Origin of the sequence: Streptomyces sp. NPDC058758, assembly GCF_042746075.1 — a bacterium.
Lineage (GTDB): Bacteria > Actinomycetota > Actinomycetes > Streptomycetales > Streptomycetaceae > Streptomyces.
Map to the genome: position 1 here is coordinate 1 of NZ_JBHYPS010000047.1, position 22,187 is coordinate 22,187.

A 22,187-nucleotide genomic window follows, 5' to 3' on the forward strand; every position below is an offset into this window, starting at 1 on the left:
CTCCTGCGGAGACACGACGCGGCGTGACTGCGTCACGCCCAGTGGTGCTGCGCCGCTGCGCGGCGCCGGGCTGGCTGCGAGGGAGGGGGCGTCACCTTCGGTGACTGGCTGGCGGGAGGCTGGCCGCAGGCTGCGGGCCGGGAGGCGAGGGCCTGGTGGTGGGGCCTCGCCCGCCTGCGGCGGGCAATCCTGCTGTTCAGATTGCCTGGTAAGGGCTGGCGGTAAGGTGCTGAGCCCGAGGATTCGCCACCGGCCCCTGCGGGGCCGGCGCCTCTCTCACCCGGAGACTGCGCGCCGTACGGTTACAGGATGTAAGCAACAGGAGCCGGCGTCAAGGGGCTCCTGGAGCCTGACGGACAGCCACTCTCCGCACCCAAAGAGAAGGATACCCCGACATCAAGTGGTCTACACCGCCATAGGCACCACTGAAGGGTGAAACACAACAGCCGGCCGGTACAACAGAATTCGCCACACCGCAGAAACACTCAGAAGGTGACCGGCTAAAGCCCCTGAAACCGAGCCAGAAACCAGCAGCAGAAAGGTTCATGACGCCAGGACAGAAAGCACCGAGAAAAAGGCATCTGACTGACAGCCAGAAACTCCCATACCCAATCCGCATACCGCCGAATACGGAATACGCATCCCCCAGTCCATACACATTCCGCATACGACGATATGCGAAAACCGCAAGCACCCCGGGCACGTACCGGGGGCCGGCAGGAGGGGGCGGGCTCTATGCGGGATCGTCGGTCAGCGTGATCGTCGTGGTGATCCGCTTGCCCACCGGTTCGCGGTGGATGGCGAAGCTCTGTCCGAGGGCCATCACGATCTCCAGCCCGTGCCGGCCGATGCGGGTCGGGTCGGGCGCGAGGAGCGAGGGCGGGGTCGGATTGCTGTCCCACACGCTCACCTGGACGACACCACCGGTGACCTCCAGGTTGAGCAGGCAGGGGCCGGGGGCGTATTTGCGGGCGTTGGTGACCAGCTCGCTGACCACGAGCTGGACCATGCTCATCGCGTCTGGGGAGACCGGTAGGCCGTGGACGGCCTGGACGTCGGTGAGGAAGGAGCGGGCCAGGTCGCGGGCGAGTGCGATGTCCTCGCTGCCCTCGAAGGCGCCGGACGTCATCATGACGTCCGGCGTCAGCAACTGCGTGTCCCTGTTGTCCGTCGCCGGCTCCATACGCCTCAGTCTCCCCGTCTTCGTGTAAACGTGCAGACGCCGTTTACCCCCGATCCTGTACTTCAAGCAGGGCACGGGCGCGGGGCCTGTGTGTCACACGGGCGGGTGCGAGCCCGCCCGGCCTGGGCGGTGGGTCGGGAAGGGATCCGCCCCGCGCCGGAGGGGGTCCGGGCGGGGCGGTGCCGGCCGCACGTGGAGGGGGTGACCACGGCAGGCGGCGGGGGCGTTCCATGCGCTCCGTCATGCCGTCTGCCCCCGCATCGGGCGCTCACACCGGGGGCCTTCAGCTCGTTAGGGAGGAGGGGGCGGGGGGCTGGTCGTCACCGAGGTCGTCACAGGGCCGTCACGGGGCCGTCATCCGGGGCGGCGGGGTCGTCACCGCGTCACCCCGGTGACAGCCTGGTGACGGGCCTGTGACGGCCTCGGTGACGGGTCTGAACAGCGAGAACGCCGTACTGGCGGGGTGAGGGGAGAAAACGGCGCTGAGCGGTGATCCGCGCGCTTGGCGGGCCCTCCGCCTCACGAGCCGGGCCCGGGACCGGGCCGAGGGGCGTCAGGGAGTGGCTCTGTTCACGAGAACGGGCAGCACTTCTACATCGGTTCGGGAGGCGGTTGGCGCTTGCAGGCTGGCCGGAATATTCACGAGTTTCGACAGCACCCGGGCCTGCAAGGAGGCCCCCGCTGACAAGGGACGCGGGGTCGGGAAGCGTCGACAGCCGGGCGGGGACGCGCCCTGCTGGGCTACGGATGCACCTGCCAACCGCGGTCCGCCTCAGCGCGAGCCACTTCGGCGTCGTACTGACTCGCGTCGAAGTGGAGCTCTGGCGGGGGGTGGGGCATGGGGGTGTGCGCCGCCCACGGAACCTCCCAGTCCGACCACTGCACGATCTCCCCGAACCGCTGCACGACCACGCTCAGGAAGCCGCAGCAGCCACCGGTGCAGTCGGGTTCCCCCAGCTCAAGGCGGCGCGCCTCGTCAGTCGCCCGCAGAGGGCTGGGACCGTCGGCCGGCAGCACATCTGCCGCGTACGGTCCGCGGCCGCCTTCGCCGACCGCTTCCTCGACCACGTCCTCGCCGTTGACCCAGAACCGCAACTGGGCAGCGAACCGGGGCCCCCGCGGAAACACCTTGATCTCCAACCGATCGAACATCAGACCACCCTGCGGGGCGCGCTGGCGTCAAAGCGCGGCCCGGCTGGCGCCTACCTCCGCCCGGTCGGCGGGAGGGTCCACGAGGTGCCTCCCGTTCTCGTGAACATCGACCCAGGGCCGATCCGGCTGCCGCCCGAGATGGTGAACAACCGCTGTCGCTACCCGTGAACAGAGCCACAGGGAGCTTGGGCGGCCCGGCGGTACTGCCCCCTGGATGACCTCCGGGGCGCCGGGCCTGGCCCGCGCACGCCATATCGGCACGGGCTGGAGCAGACCCTACTGGCGCGGTACGGGCGCGGTGGGGTCGGTGCCGGGATCCGCGGGACCGTCCCCGAGCGGGCGCCGACCCGAGCGCGGCACGCGCGCGTGGCGGTCGGGGGCGGCGGTCCATTCCCCTGCGGCGGCGAGGCCGGCGGCGGTGCGGGCCCAGCGGTCGGTGGGGAGCTGGTCGGGGACGTCGGGGCCGGGGCCGAGCGGGCGGCGGGGCGGTGCGGTGCTCACCCGGTCAGTCTCCCCCGCTCTGACGGTGCGCCGGAACTTTCCGGCGGGCGGGCCGCCGCCTCCTCCGCGCGTGCGGCGTGGAGGAGGAAGAAGGACACCTCTCCTGGTCTCCAGAAGAGGTGTCGGCGTCGGGATCGGCTGACCCACCGGTCCTGACCAGCACCGACGCGGGGATCGGCGCGGAGGATACGCAACCGGTGAGGCAACTGGTGGCGCAACCGGTGGCGCAACTGGTGAGGCAACCGGTGGCGCAACCGGTGACGCAACCAAGTCCGGGCCGGCCCCGCGGACGCCGGGGCGCCGTGCCGGGACGGCGGAAACGGCCGGCGGGCTGCGGCCGTACGGCGGTACGTCACCGAGATGACGTACGCGCGGGGTCGTTGACGTACGCGGCGGGCGCGGGCGGGGTCGTGGTCCTGGTGCTCGATGACACCCCCTGCACGACATGCTCCGGGTGGTGGCTTACGGCGTGACCCGAATGATGACCCTCGCAGGTCAGCGCGGTGCGCGGCGGGGCTTGGTGAGCTTGGTGGTGAGCGCGGTGGTAAGTGGAGCGGGGGGTGAGTGCCGACGGTGCTCGCCCCCGGTCTCAGCGGGTCAGGAGCCGGAGCGGCGACCAAGATCGTTCTTGCCCAATTGTGCAAGTACCAGGCTTCCCTTGCGCGGCTTGGGGTCAGCCGGTGCCGGGGGGCCTGTGACTCACCCGTCCACGCCCTGGCCCCGGAGGGGCAGCGCCCCTGCGGGCGAGTCCCGAGGGGGTCGCTCATCGGCGGCGGCGGGTGAGGAGGACGGCGGTTAGGGCGCCGATGCCGCTGGCGAGGGAGCCGACCGCGTCCACGAAGGGGAGCAGGCCGGGGATCTGGTGGAGCGCCAGGCCGGCGACGGCCAGGCCGAGGGCGGCGGTGACGGCCCAGTGCGCGGAGGCTCCCTGCACCGCTCCCGGGGCCGGGGCGGAGGCCGGGGCAGGGGTGGTCTGCGGGGCCGGGGTGGTGGCCTGGGCGGGAACGGTGGGGGTCTGGTGGGGCATGACGGGTCCTCTGGTCGGAGTGCGTGCTCGGTCGGGCAGGACGGTCGCGGTCGCAGGAGCTAGGCGGTCAAGCGGGGCAGGCCGGGGAGCTGGCTACGACGTAGTTATGGCGGGGTAGCCGCCGAATGTGAAAGAGACGGCCTGTCCGGGGTTTGCTCGGCGGCGCCGGTGCCGGCGGGGTGAGGATGCGGGAAGCCGCCCTTAGCCAGGCAAGCCCTTCTCAGCGAAGAAGAAGGGAGGGGGCCACCCGGCCGCCCACTCCCTTCCCTAGGACTTAGTTATGGGGTGGTAGCGGTTGTTTGTTACGCGGCGGCTCTCACCGGATCTCTAGGGAGACGGCTGCCGGGCCGCGCAGCGGTGGGCGGTAGGGCGGGACGTCCTGTACGACCCGCCCGGCGGCGGGGCGGTGGAGCTGGAGCACTCCCGGGCCGGAGGCATGGTGCCGAGCCCGGGAGCTAAAGGGAGTCGGCAACCCGGCCCTCACCGAAGTTCTAGGGAGTCGACTGCCGGACCGTGCAGCGGTGGACAGCAGGGCGGGACCTCTGCACGGTCGCCCGGAGCCGGAACGCGCCCGGGCCGGAGGCATGGTGCCGGCTCCGGGAGTTAGCCGTGCAAGAGGAGCGGGGTGGCTGGTCCCGGGCGACGCGCTGCTGGCGGCAGGCTTCCGGCTGAATGCCTCCGCCCTGTCCGGGGAAGCGGTTGCCCCGGCGGCCCCGGCCGGGTGAGCTGAGGCGGGCCTGGAAACGGCGAAGCCCCCTGCGCTGGGCGCAGGGGGCGAGGGTGCCGGCGGATCGGCAGGAGGGCCGGTGCGGGGGCGGGTCAGACGTTGTCGGGGCCGGGCTCATGCCTGAGCGCGACGGCTTCGGCGGTGGCCGGCGGCTTTCCGTCGGTCGGTTCCTGTCGCTGGACGCCTTCGAGTCCGGCGCCCAGGTAGCCCCCGATTACGATGACGGCGGCCGCGGCTCCGATGGCGTACGCGAGCCGCTCGCCCTTGGAGGTCTGGTGCGCGGCGGTCGGTGCGGGTGCGGTCCACCAGTACACGATCCAGGCGATCGCCAGCGCACCCGCGACGACCAGACCGGTGTACAGGTCGAGCGTGACGGCCATGCCTGTGTCCTGTGCGGCGGTGGAGGTGAAGACGCCGGCCGCGGGAGATACGTTCAACGGTGACCCCTTGGGTCCGGGGGCCCGCCGCCAGGACTGGACATCTTCGAAGCGGGCCCCTGCTCCAAGGCGCTGTGCACGCCCTGGACCAGGGAGCGCGGCATGTCGAGGCCGGGAACCGAATGGAGTCGTCTTCGGCGGCGTCGGGGGCGGGTACGCAGCCGTGCCCGGCGCGGTGGACGCTGGAGGCGGGGGCGGACGGGTGTCAGCTGCTGATGCCGACGGAGGAGACGTAGGCGTAGGCGCCGTAGTCGGAGTCGAGGTCGGTGATCACGTCGTCCCAGATCTCGTCGATGGTGTCGGCGTCCTTCTTCGCCCACGCGTCCACCAGGTCGCCCCAGATGTAGCGGACGGTGAGGGTGCGCTGGGAGAGGGTCGGGCGGCGGCGGGCCTCGGGGACGTGGGCCTGGTCGACGGGGTAGATCTCCATGCGCTGGCCGCGGCCGCCGTTGTCGAGGTGGCGGGCGAGCCAGCCGGAGCGGATCAGGTTCTCCCGGCGTCGGTGCCAGTAGGCGGCGTCGATCTTGTCGCGGTTCGCGGCGGTGGGCGAGACCTTGCCCTTGCTGCGCATCCATGTGCGGAGGGTGCGTGGGGAGACGCCCTGGTCGCGCAGGGCGTCGCGGCCGGCTTTGCTGTCGAGGTACCGCAGCCGGGCGGAGAGGCCGCGTTTGGAGGTGACCGGTGAGGAGACGCCCGAGGTGTAGACGATCCGGTTGAGTTCCTGGATGAGGGCTTCGCCGCCCTTCATTCCGCGTGCTTCGAACCGCTGGAATTCTCCCCACCGTGACCACAGGTCAGGGGAACCGGCCATTACTTCTTACCTCCCAGAATGTAGGTGTCCTTCACCTTGGCCTGAGCGAGGTTCCGGCCCTCTGTGAAAACCTCGTGCCAGTCTCCCCAGCGCGGGACCGCCCTCAAGCAACTTTCCCGAATCCGGCAAAACCCCCAGCCTGAAAACCTGGTCCCGCTGGTGCCGGGGCAGATACGAGATCAGAGTGGAAGCGTTATGCCGAGTTCCTGCATGGCCGTGGACGGGGGACCGCCTTCGGAGCGCTCGGTCTTGCGTCCCTTGACGGTGGGAGCGAGGGTTCGTGGGTCGATGGCCTCGGCGGGGGCGGAGCAGGCGTAGAGCCCGTCAGGGGCCGTGTCTCGGTCGTGGGGGAGCACCCAGAAGACGCGGCGGCGGAAGGTTCCGGAGGCGCGGGAGGCCTTGGCGCTGGTGCTGAGGATGGCGTAGCCGATCATGCGGCCGTCGCGGTGGTAGGCGGGCTTGCCGGAGCGGGTGGGCAGCCGGTCCAGGCTCTGGCGGACGTAGTCGAGTCGGGAGACATCCTCGAGCCAGACGATGGCGGTCTCGTGCTTGAGATCGTTCTCGCTGATCAGGGAACTCATGACGTCTCCTCGTGGGCGAGCAGTCCGATGCCAGGGTAGTACTTCCTCGAATTCGACAAGATCATCTCTTTCGGGGAGGACAGCCCGAGGAGTTCACGGGCCCGGGCGGCGAAGGTGCGGCTGTTCATGGCGAGGCAGCCTTCGCTGCTGCACCAGTCGCGGTAGGCGTCGTAGAGGGTGCGTTGTTCGGTGCGGTAGTTGGGGCCTTGGAGGCAGGCTTCGTCGAAGAAGCGGCCGGTGTGGTCTTCGGTGTCGGCGTAGGCGGTGGTGGCGATGCGGACCTTGTCGGGGCCGGTGAGGTCTTTTTGGCCGTTGAGGTAGCGGCGGGCGCCGTCGATGAGCCAGTTGAGGATGCCGGGGCCTTCTTCGGCGACGAGGATGTCGGCGAGGTTGTCGATCTTGCGGTCGTCGGAGACGGTGTGCTCGAAGGGGATCAGGCGCATGCGGCGCCAGAACGCGAAGCCTCCGGTACCGACCTCGGGGCGGTGGTTGCCCAGCAGCCACATGTGGTGGGTGGGGCTGAAGGAGAAAAAGTCCTGGCGCATGCGGCGTGCCTTGATGCGGTCGCCGCCGGTCAGCAGCTTGACGCGTGCTTCGTCGAATTTGTCGCCGGGCTTGACCTCGGAGCAGACCACGACGCGGCGGCCGTGGAGCTCGGCGAGGTCGGTGGGGTGGCCTTCGAAGGGGCGGGCCATGAGAAAGCCGGGCGGGGCGGCGTCGGCGTAGTCGCCGAGGAGCTTCATGAGGACGTCGAGGAGGACGGACTTGCCGTTTTTGCCGGCTCCGAAGAGGAAGGGCATGACCTGGGCGCCGACGTCGCCGGTGATGGAGTAGCCGAGGAGGAGCTGGAGGAAGGCGATCATCTGGGCGCCTTCGGCGTCGTCGCCGAAGGTGTCGTCGAGAAAGCGCAGGAACCGCGGGATAGGGGTTGTGGCCGGGCCGACGGTGGTGGAGCGGGAGTGGAAGTCCTTGTTGGGGTCGGGAACGCGCAGGAGGCCGGTGCGCAGGTCGACGATGCCGCTGGGGGTGCACAGGGCGTAGGGGTCGGCATCGAGGTGTTCGGCTTTGAGGACCATGCCGGGGGCGGACTTGGCTTGGGTGAGCAGGGCATTGATCCCGGCGGTGCTCAGGGAGCGGCGGCGGTGCTTGCGCAGTGCGGTTTCCGGGTGCTCTCCGGTGGGGTCGGTGAGGGCGAGGTGTTCGCCGATGTCGCCGGCGGCCCACAGGACGGAGTCGTCTTCGTCGATCTGCCAGCGGGTGGTGTCCCAGCGGTACCAGCCGAGGCCGGGGACGTGGCGGTAGTCGGCCTGGTAGAGCCGGACGAAGAGCTTGGCGTTGCCGCGGTCGGTCAGGGAGTCGGGGAGCAGGCCGTGCGCGGTCGCCGTCGCGGTGTCGGGCAGGGCAGCGGGCACAGGTGTTCTGCCGGCTTGCTGGGGCGGCAGGACGGGCTGGGACTTGGCGACGATCTGTGCCGCGAGGTCGTGAGGGTCGAAGTCGAAGAGTGTGTTCGGCTCGCCGCCGGCGGGGGTGGTCACGGGCGGCTCCCGGGAGTGAGGGGGCGTCGGGCGCCGGCGGTCATGCCGCTGCGAATGATGGCCTCGGCTCGCTGTTCCTGGCCGGGGCGGGCATGGCGAGCGGCTTCCAGGAGCGCGGTCCGGCCGTCGTGTTCGTCAAGGTGTCCTGCGGCGACGAGGCCGCCGACGGTGTAGGCCGCACGGTTGAGCTTCTCGGAGAAGCCGGCCCCTTCGGGCGTGCTCGCGCAGTCGGCGACTTCGGCGAGGACCGTACCGAGGACGGCGACTACGGGATCGCCGCCGTGCCGTGCGGCGGCGACGGCTTGGCGGGCCCGTCCGGGGACGGGGCGGGGGGCTGGTACGTGGGAGGCAGGCAGGTGGTGGGTGCGCTGGAGTTCGTGAGCGAGCCAGGCCGGGAGAGGGGCCGGAATTCGGGGGGTGCCGACAGGGGTGTAGACGCCGGCATCGGTGCGTGTGCCGGGGGCGACGATATAACCGCCTTCGGCGCGGATGTCGACCTGCCAGGCGAGGGCGCGGTTCTTCCCGGAGCCTGCGGAACTCTGCCAGCGGCGGCCGTCGGTGGCCCGGTACCAGATGTGGAGACCGCCGGACGGGGTGCGGACGCGCAGGGTGGTGTCGTCATCGGCGGGGTTCGGCTGTCCGCGGAGCGCCGCGAGGACGGCCATGGTGTGGAAGCCCGTGGTCATCGCGGACACGTCGATGTCGTCGGCGATGGAGATTCCGGGCAGCAGGCGGTTTCGGTCCGGAGGCGTGGTCGGATGGGTGTCGAGGTCGATGACGACGAGGTTCGCCGGCCCGCAGGCGACAGCAACACCCATCTGTGGGTGTTGGCCCCACCACTGTTGGATGCGGTTCATGTCCAGGGTTGCGGCGTGGAACCCGTGGCACCAGCGGCCTTCGGTGCGGCACAGGCAGGTGCGGTGGTCGTGTCCTGGCTGACGGCAGGTTGAGCAGCTTGCCGCAGGAGTCTTCCTGCCAGGGACGAGGGGGTGCACGGGCCAACCATGGCTCGCACACCATCGGGCGAGGGCCAGCGGCTGGGGCGAGTCGGCAGCGACTGTTGAGGCGCTGCCGGAAACCCGCAGTTCAGCAGGCATCTCGTTCCCCCATCAGCGACTCAAGCGACTCAACATCGGAGACAGAGTAGCGAAAACGCCCGTTCGATCCGACAACGTGCCCCTAGGCGAGTCGCACACCGAACGAACTCAGCGACCGAGCGACTGAGGGCAGCGACCGAAGCGGTTCGGTCGCTGCCCTCAGTCGCTCCAGAAAACTGCAGGTCAGCGACCTGAACATACCGGGAACAGCGACTGAAGCGACTGAAGAGCCGTATATATGACGCGCACACGCGCGATCTGCATGGCTCATATATAGGACTTCAGTCGCTTCAGTCGCTGTCTCTCCCGCTACATGCGCTCTGACCTGGTCTTTTGCTGTAGCGACTGAAGGAGTGCACAGTCACTGCGCTCAGTCGCTGCCTCACAGGCTCCTCTCCTGTAGCGACTGAGAGCTGACCGGGCAGACGTGTCTCCGAGATCTCTGTCAGGTAGCTACATCCCGTAGACGGCGCGCGCCTGCTCAGGATCGTCTGCGGTTTCGTAGTGGCCGACGACGACCAAGCCGCTGCAACAGGTCTCGTTTAGTGAGTGCGGTCGCGGCGCGGAAAAGTCGCCGCCGCCAGGGTGAGCTCCTCGCCCTGGCGAGGGCTACCTCGTCCGCGTCCGCATCAACCACTGCCGCTCCCGGCGCGGTGAGGGGCCGGACGTCCTCAACGGCTACCGCGGCGTCATCACCGCCATCGGCGAGGACCGGAGCGTCGAGGTCACCTGGCGCACCGCCCAGCGCCTCCCGGACGGCACCCGCGCCACCGCGTCCGCGTGGATGGCCCCCGCCGACATCGCGAGCGGGACGCTGTCCCTCGGCTACGCCATGACCGGGGCCGCCAGCCAGGGCATGACCTGCGACACCGCGCTGCTCTACGGGCACGGCGCCAACGCCTTCTCGACCTACCCGGGGCTCACCCGGGGCCAGAAGGCCAAACCACCTGCGGCTCCGCTCGACATCGTCGAGGACGAGCGGACCAAGACCGAGCTCAGGGCTGCCCGGACCGAGACGGAGCGCCTGCGCCGCGCGGTCGCGGCGTTCGCCCGCTACCTGGGGCAGTTCCGCCCGGACGCGATGGTCTCCGACGAGCTGCGCCCGAGCCCGCCGTCGCCCGGGTGTAGCACCAGGTCCAACTCGACCAGGCCCGCCGCGCCGCCCAGGCCGCCGTCGAGCAAGCCCGCCGGACGGTCTTCGCGCGGGCGGCCCGGATGCGGTCCACGCCGGCCTCCAGCGCCCTGCCCAGGGACGCGGAGGATGAGGCCGCCCAAGGCACCCGCCCGCGGCACCTGCCCCGCGCGCGAGCGGCCGAGGAGGAGCGGTCCTGGACGGAGCGGCCGTACGGCACGCAGACTGACGAGCAGCTTGCCGCCCCCATCCGGGCCTGCCTTGCCGAGGCGCCCCGGCAAGACGCCCTCGCGGCGAAGCCCCGCGAGGACTACGAGGAGCTCCGCGACCGCCTCGCCCGGCAGGGCGCCGAGGGCCTGACCCGGGGAGTGCGGTGGGCCGCCGAGGCCGGCGCCGTCCTCGACACCGCCCTCGGGCACCTGAAGACCGCCATCGAGGAGGCCGGCCGCGCCCGCTGGGCCGCTGAGGCCGAGCGCCAGGCCCGCGCCGTCCTCCCCGCCCTCGACCGGCAGATGGAGCCCTCCTGGCTCACCCTCCGCTTCGCCGGCAGCAGCAGGAAGGAGGTGAACGAGCTGCGCGAGCACTGTCTCGCCCAGGCCCGCGGCGGCGTCGAGCAGGCCCGCGCCCGCCGGGCGAGCGACGACGCCCGCGCGGCCGCCTGGCGCACCCTGACGGACAGCCCGTCCGCCCAGGCCCTCGGCGCCACCGGCCCCGTTCCGGTCCTCGACGAGCTGCCGAAGACCCTCGCCGAGATGCGCGAGACCGTCTTCCAGCACGCTCAGCGCATCGACGCCCGCGACGAAACCGCGCTCAGCCGGCTGTCCGGGACGATCCGCTCGGCCGCGGCGGAAACCGCCGACTGGCGCGGGCACGCCGCCCTCGCCGTCGCCGAGCAGTAGCGGCGCCGGCTCCTCGCCGAGACCCGGCCGGACGCCCATCGTGCGGAGACCCTCGCCCGCCGGGTCGCCGCCGACGCCCAGCAGCCCGCAGCCCGGGCCCGGCACGAGGCGCCCGCCGCAATTCAGCCGGTGCGGCAGCGGGGGCTGAACCCGAGCAGGTGACCGCCGGTGGCCACGGGGGGCCTTCACCGGCCAATGCAGTTGCCTTGACGAGTGCGCCGCTGGGGTCGGTACCTAGCTTGTGACCTGGATCGGAGACGGGGTCTGGCGCACGATCGGGTGACATCTGAAGTGGCTTGCTCTGTAGGGCAGGTGGGAAGGATGTCGCTGGGCCGGAGCCTTGTCCGGAAGAGTTCCGCCAGGACGTCGTGTGGGTCGGGCGGAGCCGTGGTCCGGGTGTGACGGTCGGGCAGGTGGCCGTCGACTTCGGGGTCCCCCGATGGCGTTGTGGAAGTGGATGCGCCGGGTGGACATCGGTGACGGGGCCAAGGCCGGGACCACCGGCCAGGAGAGCGTGAAACCGCGGGAGGTACGTCGGCGGATCAAGGTGCTGGAGCAGGAGAACGAGGTCCTGTGCCGGGCCGCGGCCTTTTTGTCGCAGGCGCATCTGCCGGGAAAGGGTCTATCCGCTCGTGAAGGAGCCGGCCGCGGGCGGAACGCCTGTCTCGGTGACGTGCCGGGTGCTCAAGCTCGCCAGACAGCCGTACTGCCGCTGGCTCGACAAGCCGGTTGCCGACGCCGTCCTCGCCGAGGCGTATCGAGCGAACGCGCTGTTCGACGCCCATCACGAGGACCCGGAGTTCGGCTACCGGTTCCTGGCGGACGAAGCACACAATGCCGGGGCCGCGACGGCGGACCGGACCGCGTGGCGGATCTGCCGGGAGAACCGCTGGTGGACCGTGTTCGGCAAAAAGCGCGGCCGGGGCAAGAAGGCCGGCCCCCCGGTGCACGACGATCTCGTCCGTCGTGACTTCACCGCGAGTGGCCCGAACCAGTTTTGGCTCGCCGACATCACCGAGCACGCCACCGGAGACGGCACGCTGTATCTCTGTGCGATCAAGGATGTCTTCAGCAACAGGATCATGGGCTATTCCATCGACGCGCGAATGAAGTCCCGCGTGGCCGTGACCGCTCTGGACAACGCCGTGGCCCGGCGTGAAGGCGTCGACGGATGCATCCTGCACAGCGATCGCGGCTCGCGGTTCCGGTCCCGGAAGTTCGTCCGGGCGCTCGACCGGCACCGGACGGCCGGATCGAGAGGGAGGGCCGGGGCAGCCGGGGACAACGCGGCCATGGAGTCCTTCTTCGGCCTCCTGCAGAAGAACGTCCTCGACCGCCGCAGCTGGTCCACCCGCGAGGAACTGCGGATCGCGATCGTGACCTGGATCGAGCGGGCCGACCACCGACGCCGCAGACAAGCCGCCCTCGGCCGGCTGACCCCCGTCGAATACGAGACCGTCATGACCACACCGGCCCTACAGGCCGCGTGACCCAACCTGTCACCCGAACTTGCACCAGACCCGAAGTGACCTGCACGGTGGACACCCATGGTGAGATGCGTACGGCAACCAGCTTTCCTGGGGCAGCGGCATCACCCTCGTACGCCGCCGCGGAGACGTGGAAGTGACAGGCACCAGCGGGAGTCTCGACGAGACAGGACTGCGCCGTCTCCTCACCACGTCGCATCCGCTGTCCGACGCCGAGCTGGACGAGCCGATGAGGAAAAAGAGGATCGAGCACGCTCAATGACCCCGCATCTCTTCAGGCATCGCCACCGCTGGGGGCAGTCGGCCGTGAGGTTCAAAACCGGGTTTTGAGGCACAGCAGCCGGGGAGTGGTTGCCCCCTGAGGCAGGCGGTTCAAAACCCGGTTTTGAAACACGACCACACTCGGGCCTTCCCAGTGGGGCGATACGTGGCATCCTGTCCCGGTCCGCTAGTACCAGCCAGTCCGGCTGGGAAGCATACGGAGCATCAGGAGTACCACCCATGGCACGGATCACCGCGCTCATCAACCGCAAGGGTGGAGTCGGGAAGTCGACTCTCACCGTCAACACTGCGGCCATCACCGCCCACGTCTTGGGCTCAGCCCCCGAGGGCGACCCCCACTACGTCGCAGCCGTCTCCGCCGACCCCCAGGGCTCCACCACCTGGTGGTCGGAACGAGTCGGTCACGAGCTGCCCTTCTCCTTCGAGCAGATCAACTCCAAGGACGACCTGGAGCTCTTCTCCGCTCTCAAGAAGTCCCGCAAGATCAAGCACGCCTTCATCGACACCCCGGGCTGGATGGACCTCCCCGACGACGAGAAGGAAGAAGCCGGCGATCCGTTCGGCAAGAGCACCGCCGCCGACGCCATGCGCGCCGTGCTGGCCAACGCCGACGACATCATCGTCCCCGTCGAGCCCGAACCTCTTGGGTTCATGCCGACCCGCGACACCATCGAGGAAGTGGTCAAGCCTCTCGGCATCCCCTACCTCGTCGTCATCAACAACTGGGACCCGCGCGACGGCGAAGCCGACCTCGACCAGACCAAGGACTTCGTCCGGGCGCAGGGCTGGAACCTCGCCAACACCGTCGTCCGCCACTACAAGGTCCACACCCGCGCGGCTCTCGAAGGCACCGTCGTCACCCAGTACAAGAAGAACCGGGTCGCGATGGAAGCCCGCGAAGACTTCTACCAGCTCGCCCTCGAGCTCGGCGCCGGCAAGAAGGGCGCTCGCTGATGGCGACGAAGAAGCCCTGGGCCGACCTCCTCGACGGCCCCGGCAAGCCCGGTGGCAAGCGAGCATCCGCTGATGCGTCCGCCAAGGCCGAGGCGCCGCCGACCACCGTGTACATGCACACCCTGGTCGGCAATCCGGAGAACCCGCGCAGCAACGCCGACTACTGCGACGACGACTCGGACTTCCGCGAGCTCAAGGAGTCGATGAAGTCCGTCGGACAGCTCCAGCCAGCCGTCGCCATGTCCCGCGAAGCGTTCCTCCGAGTCAAGCCCGAGCACGGCCAGGCCCTCGGCGACGCCCAGTGGGTAGTCATCCTCGGCAACCGGCGCTTCCACGCAGCCAAGCAGCTCGGCTGGACGAAGTTCGAGATCCGGGTCCGCGACCGCCTCGGCAACGATGACGACGACAAGCTCGACGAAGCCGTCGTCATCGAGAACATCCACCGCAAGAACATCCCTCCCTACAAGGAGGCCGAATTCCTGCAGCGGATGGTCGAACGCCACGGCTCCCAGGAGAAGGTCGCGGAGCGCATCGGCAAGTCGCAGATGTACGTCTCCAACAGGCTCGCCCTGCTCAATCTGCCGCCCGAGCTCCAGGAAGCCGTCGACACCAAGCAGCTCAAGGTGAAGACGGCCGAGAAGATCGCCAAGATCCAGGACCCGGAACAGCAGAAGGCCATTGCTGCTGAGGAGCTGCGCAAGGCCCAGGCACCGAAGGCCCCGCGGAAGCGCGCGCCCGCTCCCGTGGGTCCGCCGGTTCAAAACCCGGTTTTGAACGAGGCCAGCGGTGTCGGCGGAACAGCAGCCGCCAAGCGTGACCTCTCACGCCGTGACAACCCGCTCCTCGAGGACCGCGGGCACGTCACGGATGATGTGCCCGCCCCCCGAAGCCCGGCGGAGGCGTCCTCAGCGAACGCCCCCGTGGAGAGCCCGGTTCCGGACCTTGTAGCCGGGACGACCCCGGCCAGCGGGAGAGTGGCAACCACAGAAGTGGCACTGAGCGACGGCGTCGCGCTGATGGACCTGGCCTTCAACCACCTGTCTCCAGAACAGCGCAGCGCCTTCATCCAGCGCTACTTCAAGCGAAGCACCGGAGTAGAGGCGGTCGTGGCAGACCTGCGCGCCGATCTCGAACTGCCTGCCATTGCCGCACTGGCTGAGATCCTGCAGAAGGTTGCCGCAGGGCTGCTCGAAGAGAGCTGACTGAGCCGGCCTCGCCCCGCCGCCCAGGGCCGGGGCGAGGATGACGTGGGTGCCGAGTCGTCGTCCACCAGCAGGCGGCGATGGCGCCCTGGTGGTGATCGGCTCCCCGTCCCCTGACCGACCGGTGTGGTGAGTGCCTCCGACGGCGCTCACCACACCGGGCCGGTTGCACCACCGGTTGCCGGCCCCCGCGGTCGCACTTCGCGTTCGAGCCGGTCAGGGGCCGTGGGTCACTCGACTCCCGCGCCGGCACCTCTCCTGGAGACCGGGGGAGGTCTTCTCCCTCCTCCTCGCGGTGGGCGGGGGGCCGACGGCGCGGGGCGGTGACCAGGCCGCCGAAGAGATCCGGCGCTCTGTCAGGGCAGTGGAGGCTGTGCGGGGCGAGCACCGCACCGTCGTCCTCTCAGCCCCGGCCTCGGCCCTGCCGCAGCCGGGTAGGGCCAGGCACCGCCGCGCCGATATCGCGTGCGCGGGCGAGGGCCGGTGTCCAGCGCGCTCTGGGAGCGGTACCACCGGGCCGTCCTCTCCTTCCCGCTCCGCTATACGTACGGGTCGCCTGCGCGAGTCGGACAGGGTGCGGCTGGTGAGTGGAACCCACCATGGTGAGTTCGGCCGTGCCCCTGATAGGCCACCCCCCCTGTTTTCCCAGATGAATGAGGCGGCTGATAGATGGACGAAGCCGTCGTCATCGAGAACATCCACCGCAAGAACATCCCTCCCTACAAGGAGGCCGAATTCCTGCAGCGGATGGTCGAACGCCACGGCTCCCAGGAGAAGGTCGCGGAGCGCATCGGCAAGTCGCAGATGTACGTCTCCAACAGGCTCGCCCTGCTCAATCTGCCGCCCGAGCTCCAGGAAGCCGTCGACACCAAGCAGCTCAAGGTGAAGACGGCCGAGAAGATCGCAAGGCCCAGGAGTCGAAGGCCCCGCGGTGCCGGGCGGCAGCCCAGGCTCCGGTACCGGTTCAAAACCCGGTTTTGAACCCTGCTCCGGAAGCCGCATCGAACAGCGGGGGAGCGGTAGCAGTCAGTGTCCTCGCCCGGTTCGGCGACACCCTCTCCACGGCCCCGCCCGAGCTCACAGGGCACGTCGGGCCACGGCGCTCGCTGCGAAGTCCGGTCACCTGGACGTCGTCCCCGACGCGTCCGCGTACGGCACGAAGCTGAGCTGGACCGTGCCGCACCTCGTCGTGGCGGCCAACGTGCAGGCATCCGACAGGGACGGGGCCCCTGCACGTCCTGCCGCCCGTACTTCAGCGCGGCGATCGTGACGCGGGAGTCCCGAAGACGGGCTTCGTCACCGGTGACCGAGGTGAATGCCTGGTCGGCGCCGGTCCGGGAGAACAGCTCCAGCAGCACCTCTGCCAGGTCCACCCGGGGCGGCGTCACATTCACCGCGGCCCGCAGATTGAGCAGGCAGGCAGGAGGTCCGGGCTCCGGCTCCGGCTCCCGCGGCGGCGTCAGCTCGAACAACGCGATGATCACGGCCGCCAGTTCGTGCCGGGGACGACCGCCTCGATCCGCTCCCACATCGCTTCGAAGCACTCGACCTGCGGGCCGGTGATCCCCGGTGTCGGTGTCGATCAGCTCGTTCGCGGTGTCGAAGACGACCTGGGACCCGGACGCGAGCTTCGCCGGGACCCGCTCGGCCTGCGGCAGCGTCTTCGTCTTCCCCTTGACCGTCTCGCGCTCGGCCTTGGTCGGCAGCGTCGCCAGACGGCGGGAATCGCCGTGCCGGCGCAGCGGCGAGTCCTTGCCCTCCACGCCGTACCGGGACGGCTCCGCCGGCCGCCGCGGGATCGCCGACCGACCGTCGTGGCAGCGACGCCCGGTGACGCGCCCGACGCCGTGGACCGGGTCGGGTGCCAGGGTTCCATGGCGGCTGACCGGCATATCGCGTGTTCGACCGAGGAACAGATGACACTCCCGCCTCTGCGGTGCGAGGCTCGGTGGTGGTCACAGGCCCGACGAGGACGAGTCGGCCGCGACGGAGGTCCAACTCCTCTCCCAGGGGACCCCGATGGCCCCTCCGCCAACCGGAGGGGCAAGTCAATTCATCACACCGTTCCGGCTCCGCACCACTCGACAGCGCGGCGAACAAGGCGGCAGGGAACGGAGTCACCGGATGTCGAGGACCCGTGTCCCGCTCCGACCGAGGAACGACAGCGTGTCGACGAGGCGCGCGAGAAGGGGAGGACACCTGAGATGAAGTACCTCAAGATGATCTACGCCAACCCGGCCAACCGGGATCTCTTCCCGGACGGGTGGCGGCCCGAGGTGCTTGCCGAACAGGAAGCGCCCCGCCAGGTGTCCCACCACTGGGGCGAGCCGCTCGACGTCCCTGGCCCGGACTGCGGGGCAAGGGACTCACCGCAGGACGAGGAGGCCGTCTGACCGTCGGCTCGTGGTTCCAGCCATGTCCGGTGCGGCCAGGACGGGGCCGGAGTCGTGGCCCTCGACGACGCGCCCGGGCAGGTTCTGCAGAGGACGCCCCGGACCGGAGGAGCCGAGGGAGGAGGAATCCGGACCGCCCTCGTGGACTCGCTTCGGCGTGGCGGGGACCGATGAAACCGTGATCGGCAGTCGGCCGGCCTCGCTCCCTCTTCTCTTCCGCCGCCGGGCGGAACGGCAGCGCGCCGGAACCGGTGCGTACCGCTTCGCTCGTCACCCTGCGGACGGTGCCCGGTTGGCCCCGGGTCTCACACGGTCGAACCGGGCCCCGAGAGAGCGGGGGTCCGGGAGCGGTCGGTCGCCGACTCCAGAACACGGCGCCAGGAGGTGACGGCGGGCTTGCGCCGCAGCAGCCTGCGGCGCTCCCGTTCGGTCGTTCCGCCCCAGATCCCGTGCTCGATCCGATGGTCGAGGGCATAGGCGAGGCACCGGACGCGGACGGAACAGTCGGTGCAGATGGCCTTGGCCTGGTTCTGGGCCGTCCCCTGCACGAAGAGGTCCTCGGCATTGGCCGCCCGACAGACAGCTTTCTCGATCCAGTCCTCGCCCACCCCGTGCCGGCCCTTCCTGTGTGGTGTCCCTGCGGCTGCCGAACGCCTCGGACGAGCCGTTCGGCCTCGACCGTACGAGAAGCGCCGACCCCGTGGTAGGACGTTGTCGGCGTTCGCTGCACCTTCAGGTGGTCCGTCCGGTGCGGCGCGCCTGTCGCGGTGTTCGGCGCGCAAGGAATGTGCCCAGGTCCCGCACAGGACTGGAGGGGCGCAGTTTCACGAGCGGGGCTCAAGCACGCCGGGGGAACGAGCCCCGAGCGGCGCGGAGTCGGCCCGGACATTGTCAGGTACGGGGCCGTGGTCGCAGTGACGGAGGCGGAGCGCCCGTCGGCGGAAGGCTCCGGAGGGGTAACGCCCCGCGGTCAAAGGCGCTGCGGCCGACCTCGTCCTGAGCACCCCGGGGCAATGCTTGGCAACGCATTCGCCCACAGCGTGCTTCGCCCCGACAGGTCACCGACCCTCTGATCCGCTGGGAGGCACCACGCGGTGGCAGCCCCGCGCGGATCCTCGGAACCGGGCCGGGGAAAGTGAGCACTCCGGAAGTGGCTCACCGGGAATGCGACTTCGTAGCGTGACGGAACCGTCATGTACGTCTCGTCTGCCTGATCAATGGAGAAGGAGCCCACCCATGGTGCCCATGGATCATCCGCCCGGGGGCCACGGAGGCCACGGAGGCCACGACATGGGAGGCGCGGTCTCCTCCTTGGACACGTGGGGCGCCGTCCTGTTCATCGGATGGGCCGTTGTCATGTGGGCCGCGGTCGTCGTGGTCGCGTACGCCAACCGAGGGCCGGTGCGGCCCTGGCTCTTCAGGACCTCGGTCGGCGTCATCGGTCTCGGCGTCGTCGGGCAGATCGGGCACTTCCAGGAGCACGTCGTCCAGGCGGGCTACTGGGTGGCGAACCCGTACTCCGCCGCCTGGATGACTCCGTGGGCGAACAGCATCGCGCGGGGCATGGGGCAGGTCGACCCGACCAAGCCCGCCCTCGGCATGGAGATCCTGCACCTCACCGGCAACTTCATCTTCCTCGCCGGACTCGTCGGCATCGTCCAGATCACGCGCCGGGTCACCGGCGCCCTGAAGTCCCGCAAGTGGGCCAAGATGGGCGTCTGGATGCAGGGCATCCACGGCATCGAGCACATCGTCCTGACCCTGTCGGTCGCGCTCGGAGCCAGTCGCGCCATCGGCCTGTCCACCTGGTTCGGCGCCATCGACCCGGGCCCGGCCCTCGTCACGTATCGCGTGTGGTGGCACTTCGTCGCCAACCTCATCGGTACCGCCATCCTCGCCGCCGCCCTCTTCCACCTCTGGAAGGAGAAGAAGGCGGTCAAGGACAGTTACCTGCCCGAGCCCGTTGCCGCCGGGAGCCGCGCCCTCTCTCCGGCTTCCGCGTCTGCCTCGAACTCGGAGGAGCGGCCCGCTCAGGGGGCTGAGCCCGTGCGGGAGCGGGAGCTGGTGAGCCGCACGTAGCTCGCCGGTACAAGAGGGGGAGGGGACGCACCCGGTGTGCGGTTCCTTCCCCTTCTCCGTTCCGGTGGCCGTGCGATGCGTCGATCACCCCGTCGTGCCGGCCGTACTCGTCGAACGGGCCAGCCGGCGTAGCGCTGACAACAGCTCATCGCCCAGCACGGCCGCGACGACCAATCGCTCCGCAGGTCCCGTGCCGCCGACGGCGGAGTGCAGCAGCTCCGTGTCGGCCGCCGCCGCCCGTTCCGCCGCCTCGGCGTATGCGTCGAGATGGTCGGCGAAGTGGTGATGGTCCAGTTCGCCCAGGGCGTCCAGGATCTTGACCACCCGCGCGAACTCGGCTCCGTCGGAGGGAGCGTGCCAGCCGCGGCGCTCGGTGAGCGCGTCGACCATGGCCAGGGTGCGGGGGGCCGGCGCGGGGTTCGCGAGCGACCCGTCCCGCGGTGCGGGGGACGCCAGCACCTCCAGTGCGTCAAGCCCGACGACCGGCCTGCCGCGGGACGGGGAACCGGCCTCGTCGTCCAGCACGGCCACGATGGCCCGGACCTTCGCCACGGACAGCCCGCCGAGTTCGAGCAGAGCGCGGACCAGGCGCAGCCGGTGTACGTGGTCCTCGGTGTAGCGGGCCTGGTTGCTGCTGGTGAGACGGCCTGCGGGGAGCAGACCTTCGCGGATGTAGTACTTGATGGTGGGGGTGGACACCCCACACGTACGGCCGAGCTCCGCGATGCGCATGCCCGCTTCGGGCAGCACGGGATTCATGCCGTACTCGCCGGAACGCGCTTGTCGGTCTCCAGCGGGAGGCGGGATCCGTCCTCGGCGCGGCAGCGCCAGCACAGGCCACGAGGTGCCGGCCGCCCACACGTTCCCTCGCGCCCCGGGCATCCGATGCCGATCGTCGGCGGTGGCCCGGCGACCAGGGTGTGGCCGGGCTGAGGCCGGCATTCCGCGCACAGCCCCGAGTTGCCGCGCTGATGAGGTCGTTCGCACTCCGGGCAGCACTCCACGATGCGCGGCCGGACCTCGGCCACCGGCCTGGTGGGGGCGGGGGCGGCGGTGTTCGGGGTACGCCGGCGACGGGCGGCGCGCTCGGCGATCGCCTCCCGGCAGACCCGGCACTCGACGCCCGTCGACCAGAGCACTCCCGTCTCGCAGTCCGGGTTGGCACAGCCCCAGCGGGGGAGGCCGACGCCCAGCAGCCAGCGACCGGGGTCCTGGATGTCCGCGATGAGGGTCCGGGCGAGACGGTGGGTGAGCCGGGCCCGCAGACGGGGTACCTCGGTTCCGTGATCGAGTTGCCGGGAGATCTCCTGGCCGATACGCCGCTGCATGTAGGTGCCGACCCCAGTGAGCAGGAAGCGCACAGGCTCCAGGACGGTGTGCAGCCGGGGGCTGAACGTCAGCCGCGGACCTCGGTACGGAGGCTTGCTGTCGCTGTCGCGAGCGGGGGAGGAGCGGAGGGTTTTCCCGTCCGCGCGCAGCGCGTGATCACACGAGGCAGCGACGGGGCGCCCTGTTCCGGCGAGCTCGTGTCCGGGCTCTTGGACCTGTGGTTCGCCTACGGCGGGTGACAGAGGCGTCGGCTCGTTCTCGAGTCGGTCAGTCTTCAGGTCTTCCTTATACGCGAGGGAACAGTCATCAGGAGCGGAACCGGACCGGTCATCAGGAGCGGAGGACGGCGTGGTCTTCTCGACGAGGACGCCGAAGAGGTGACGCCCCTGTGTTCCGGCCCGCCGGTTGACGGCGATCCAGTGGGATTCGGCCAGCTCGTCGATGATGCGTCCAGCCGCCTCGGTGGTGATCGGCTGACCGGCTCTGCGGCCGGAATGGTGCCGCAGATAGCCGGCGAGCTCACGTTCGGTCAGGGGGAGGTTCTGCGCGACGGCGAATGAGATGACGGCGTAGGCGCGCAGCAGACGGGGCCGCAGCCGCTCGGAGGCGACGACGGGCAGCCAGATGAACCGCTCGTTGGGCCACATCTCGCGGACCTTGCGGCGGGCGGTGGTGCCGGTGCCGCCGCGAAGGGTCCGGCGGCGGCTGTCGGGCAGTTCGATGACGCCGTCGGGTGCCGGAGAGCGCAGTTCCGAGAGGCCGCGCTGCACGGTCGAGACGGAGAGGCCGAGGTACGAGGCGAGGGTGGTGAGACCCGCGGTGCATGCCTCCTTGCGCACGCCGAGTGCCTTGATCTTGATGTAGACGGTCACGGCGACGTCGGAGTAGTGCGGCGACTCGACGAGCCGCATCGGTACTTTCACGCGTCCGCGGTGGAGGAGATCGGGGATGGCAAGAGACATCTCCGGCCGAACTTGGCTGGAATCAGCTGGGGAGATTTGATCATCAAAGGTGTGAGAGACCTCAGAAAGGTCTGTGAAGGGCTGGAGAATCGCAGCGCTTTGGTTCATCATGAGGGGGACTCCTCGTCATACCGTGAGGGGTTTTCCTCGTCGTATGACGAGGAAAGGGTCTTCTCGAAGTCCTGGAGCTCGTCTCCTCGCTCGTAGAGGACTCGTCAAAGAAGCCGCTGTGGCGGCGGCTTGTTGGTTCCTGGCAGAACCTGTTTGTGCACGTCTCTGGGGTGGCACCCGGAGGTGGAGCTTCGCCCGTCGAGTTGGCGCTCGACGGGCGGTGTTGTGACGACTCGCGGTCCTCAGTGGTGGCTCACTGAGGCAGGGTTGTCACTCGCGTACTCTGCTTTGTCTCTTTCGTTCTCC

Annotated in this window: 17 protein-coding genes and 3 pseudogenes; 7 read left to right on the forward strand and 13 right to left on the reverse strand. The window is 69.8% G+C overall.

Translation table 11 applies throughout. The features are described from left to right. Positions 1-733 precede the first annotated feature (733 nt). The 9 genes from ACFW6A_RS34335 to ACFW6A_RS34375 all read right to left on the reverse strand — a co-directional run bounded on the left by ACFW6A_RS34335 (position 734) and on the right by ACFW6A_RS34375 (position 9,051). Positions 734-1,183: an ATP-binding protein gene (locus tag ACFW6A_RS34335; protein ID WP_351857316.1), complete on the reverse strand. Its 450-nt coding sequence runs from the start codon at positions 1,181-1,183 to the stop codon at positions 734-736. Between the two features lie 741 nt (positions 1,184-1,924). Next, positions 1,925-2,335, reverse strand: coding sequence for a hypothetical protein (locus ACFW6A_RS34340; RefSeq protein WP_351857318.1), 411 nt, complete (start codon positions 2,333-2,335; stop codon positions 1,925-1,927). A gap of 276 nt (positions 2,336-2,611) precedes the next feature. Beyond that, complete coding sequence (locus tag ACFW6A_RS34345) at positions 2,612-2,836, reverse strand: hypothetical protein (RefSeq protein WP_351854809.1); 225 nt, start codon at positions 2,834-2,836, stop codon at positions 2,612-2,614. A gap of 763 nt (positions 2,837-3,599) precedes the next feature. Then, positions 3,600-3,863, reverse strand: a complete 264-nt coding sequence (locus tag ACFW6A_RS34350) for a hypothetical protein (protein ID WP_386645495.1) — start codon at positions 3,861-3,863, stop codon at positions 3,600-3,602. Positions 3,864-4,682: 819 nt separating this feature from the next. Next, positions 4,683-5,027, reverse strand: a complete 345-nt coding sequence (locus tag ACFW6A_RS34355) for a hypothetical protein (protein ID WP_386645498.1) — start codon at positions 5,025-5,027, stop codon at positions 4,683-4,685. Positions 5,028-5,232: 205 nt separating this feature from the next. Then, on the reverse strand, positions 5,233-5,775 hold the full coding sequence (locus tag ACFW6A_RS34360; RefSeq protein ID WP_386645501.1) for a hypothetical protein: 543 nt from the start codon (positions 5,773-5,775) through the stop codon (positions 5,233-5,235). 242 nt (positions 5,776-6,017) lie between these two features. Further along, positions 6,018-6,419 carry a DUF6009 family protein gene (locus tag ACFW6A_RS34365; protein WP_386476741.1) on the reverse strand — a complete coding sequence of 134 codons (402 nt, stop codon included), beginning with the start codon at positions 6,417-6,419 and terminating at the stop codon, positions 6,018-6,020. Further along, entirely contained in the window at positions 6,416-7,954 is a 1,539-nt protein-coding gene (locus tag ACFW6A_RS34370) for a phage/plasmid primase, P4 family (protein ID WP_386476744.1), read from the reverse strand. The genes ACFW6A_RS34365 and ACFW6A_RS34370 overlap by 4 nt, the downstream gene beginning before the upstream one ends. After that, positions 7,951-9,051, reverse strand: a complete 1,101-nt coding sequence (locus ACFW6A_RS34375) for a bifunctional DNA primase/polymerase (RefSeq protein ID WP_386476747.1) — start codon at positions 9,049-9,051, stop codon at positions 7,951-7,953. Before ACFW6A_RS34375 ends, ACFW6A_RS34370 begins: the two co-directional genes overlap by 4 nt. A 1,215-nt stretch (positions 9,052-10,266) precedes the next feature. On the opposite strand from ACFW6A_RS34375, the gene ACFW6A_RS34380 reads away from it, so the two are divergent. The 5 genes and pseudogenes from ACFW6A_RS34380 (at position 10,267) to ACFW6A_RS34400 (ending at position 15,988) form a co-directional block, all read left to right on the forward strand. Next, positions 10,267-11,082: a hypothetical protein gene (locus tag ACFW6A_RS34380; RefSeq protein ID WP_386645504.1), complete on the forward strand. Its 816-nt coding sequence runs from the start codon at positions 10,267-10,269 to the stop codon at positions 11,080-11,082. Between the two features lie 296 nt (positions 11,083-11,378). Further along, positions 11,379-12,572 (forward strand): annotated as a pseudogene (locus ACFW6A_RS34385) (IS3 family transposase). Between the two features lie 498 nt (positions 12,573-13,070). Beyond that, a complete protein-coding gene (locus tag ACFW6A_RS34390; protein ID WP_200428904.1) occupies positions 13,071-13,805 on the forward strand; it encodes a ParA family protein in 735 nt (244 codons plus the stop codon). Beyond that, positions 13,805-15,007 carry a ParB/RepB/Spo0J family partition protein gene (locus ACFW6A_RS34395; RefSeq protein WP_386645508.1) on the forward strand — a complete coding sequence of 401 codons (1,203 nt, stop codon included), beginning with the start codon at positions 13,805-13,807 and terminating at the stop codon, positions 15,005-15,007. Before ACFW6A_RS34390 ends, ACFW6A_RS34395 begins: the two co-directional genes overlap by 1 nt. 669 nt (positions 15,008-15,676) lie before the next feature. Then, positions 15,677-15,988, forward strand: a complete 312-nt coding sequence (locus tag ACFW6A_RS34400; protein WP_386645540.1) for a ParB/RepB/Spo0J family partition protein — start codon at positions 15,677-15,679, stop codon at positions 15,986-15,988. Positions 15,989-16,260: 272 nt separating this feature from the next. Here the strand turns inward: ACFW6A_RS34400 and ACFW6A_RS34405 are convergent. After that, positions 16,261-16,803: pseudogene (locus ACFW6A_RS34405) on the reverse strand (hypothetical protein); the annotation flags it as partial. A gap of 408 nt (positions 16,804-17,211) precedes the next feature. On the opposite strand from ACFW6A_RS34405, the gene ACFW6A_RS34410 reads away from it, so the two are divergent. Beyond that, positions 17,212-17,400 carry a hypothetical protein gene (locus ACFW6A_RS34410; protein ID WP_386645511.1) on the forward strand — a complete coding sequence of 63 codons (189 nt, stop codon included), beginning with the start codon at positions 17,212-17,214 and terminating at the stop codon, positions 17,398-17,400. A 305-nt stretch (positions 17,401-17,705) separates the two neighbouring features. Here ACFW6A_RS34410 and ACFW6A_RS34415 read toward each other — a convergent pair. After that, a pseudogene (locus tag ACFW6A_RS34415) lies at positions 17,706-18,019 on the reverse strand (WhiB family transcriptional regulator); the annotation flags it as partial. A gap of 626 nt (positions 18,020-18,645) precedes the next feature. Here ACFW6A_RS34415 and ACFW6A_RS34420 point away from each other — a divergent pair. Beyond that, entirely contained in the window at positions 18,646-19,479 is an 834-nt protein-coding gene (locus ACFW6A_RS34420) for a DUF6008 family protein (protein ID WP_386645537.1), read from the forward strand. A gap of 84 nt (positions 19,480-19,563) precedes the next feature. On the opposite strand, the gene ACFW6A_RS34425 is transcribed toward ACFW6A_RS34420, so the two are convergent. Then, positions 19,564-20,238, reverse strand: a complete 675-nt coding sequence (locus ACFW6A_RS34425) for a MerR family transcriptional regulator (protein WP_386645514.1) — start codon at positions 20,236-20,238, stop codon at positions 19,564-19,566. Further along, positions 20,235-21,881 (reverse strand): hypothetical protein, encoded by a 1,647-nt coding sequence (locus ACFW6A_RS34430; protein WP_386645517.1) that lies wholly within the window; start codon positions 21,879-21,881, stop codon positions 20,235-20,237. Before ACFW6A_RS34430 ends, ACFW6A_RS34425 begins: the two co-directional genes overlap by 4 nt. Positions 21,882-22,187: the final 306 nt, after the last annotated feature.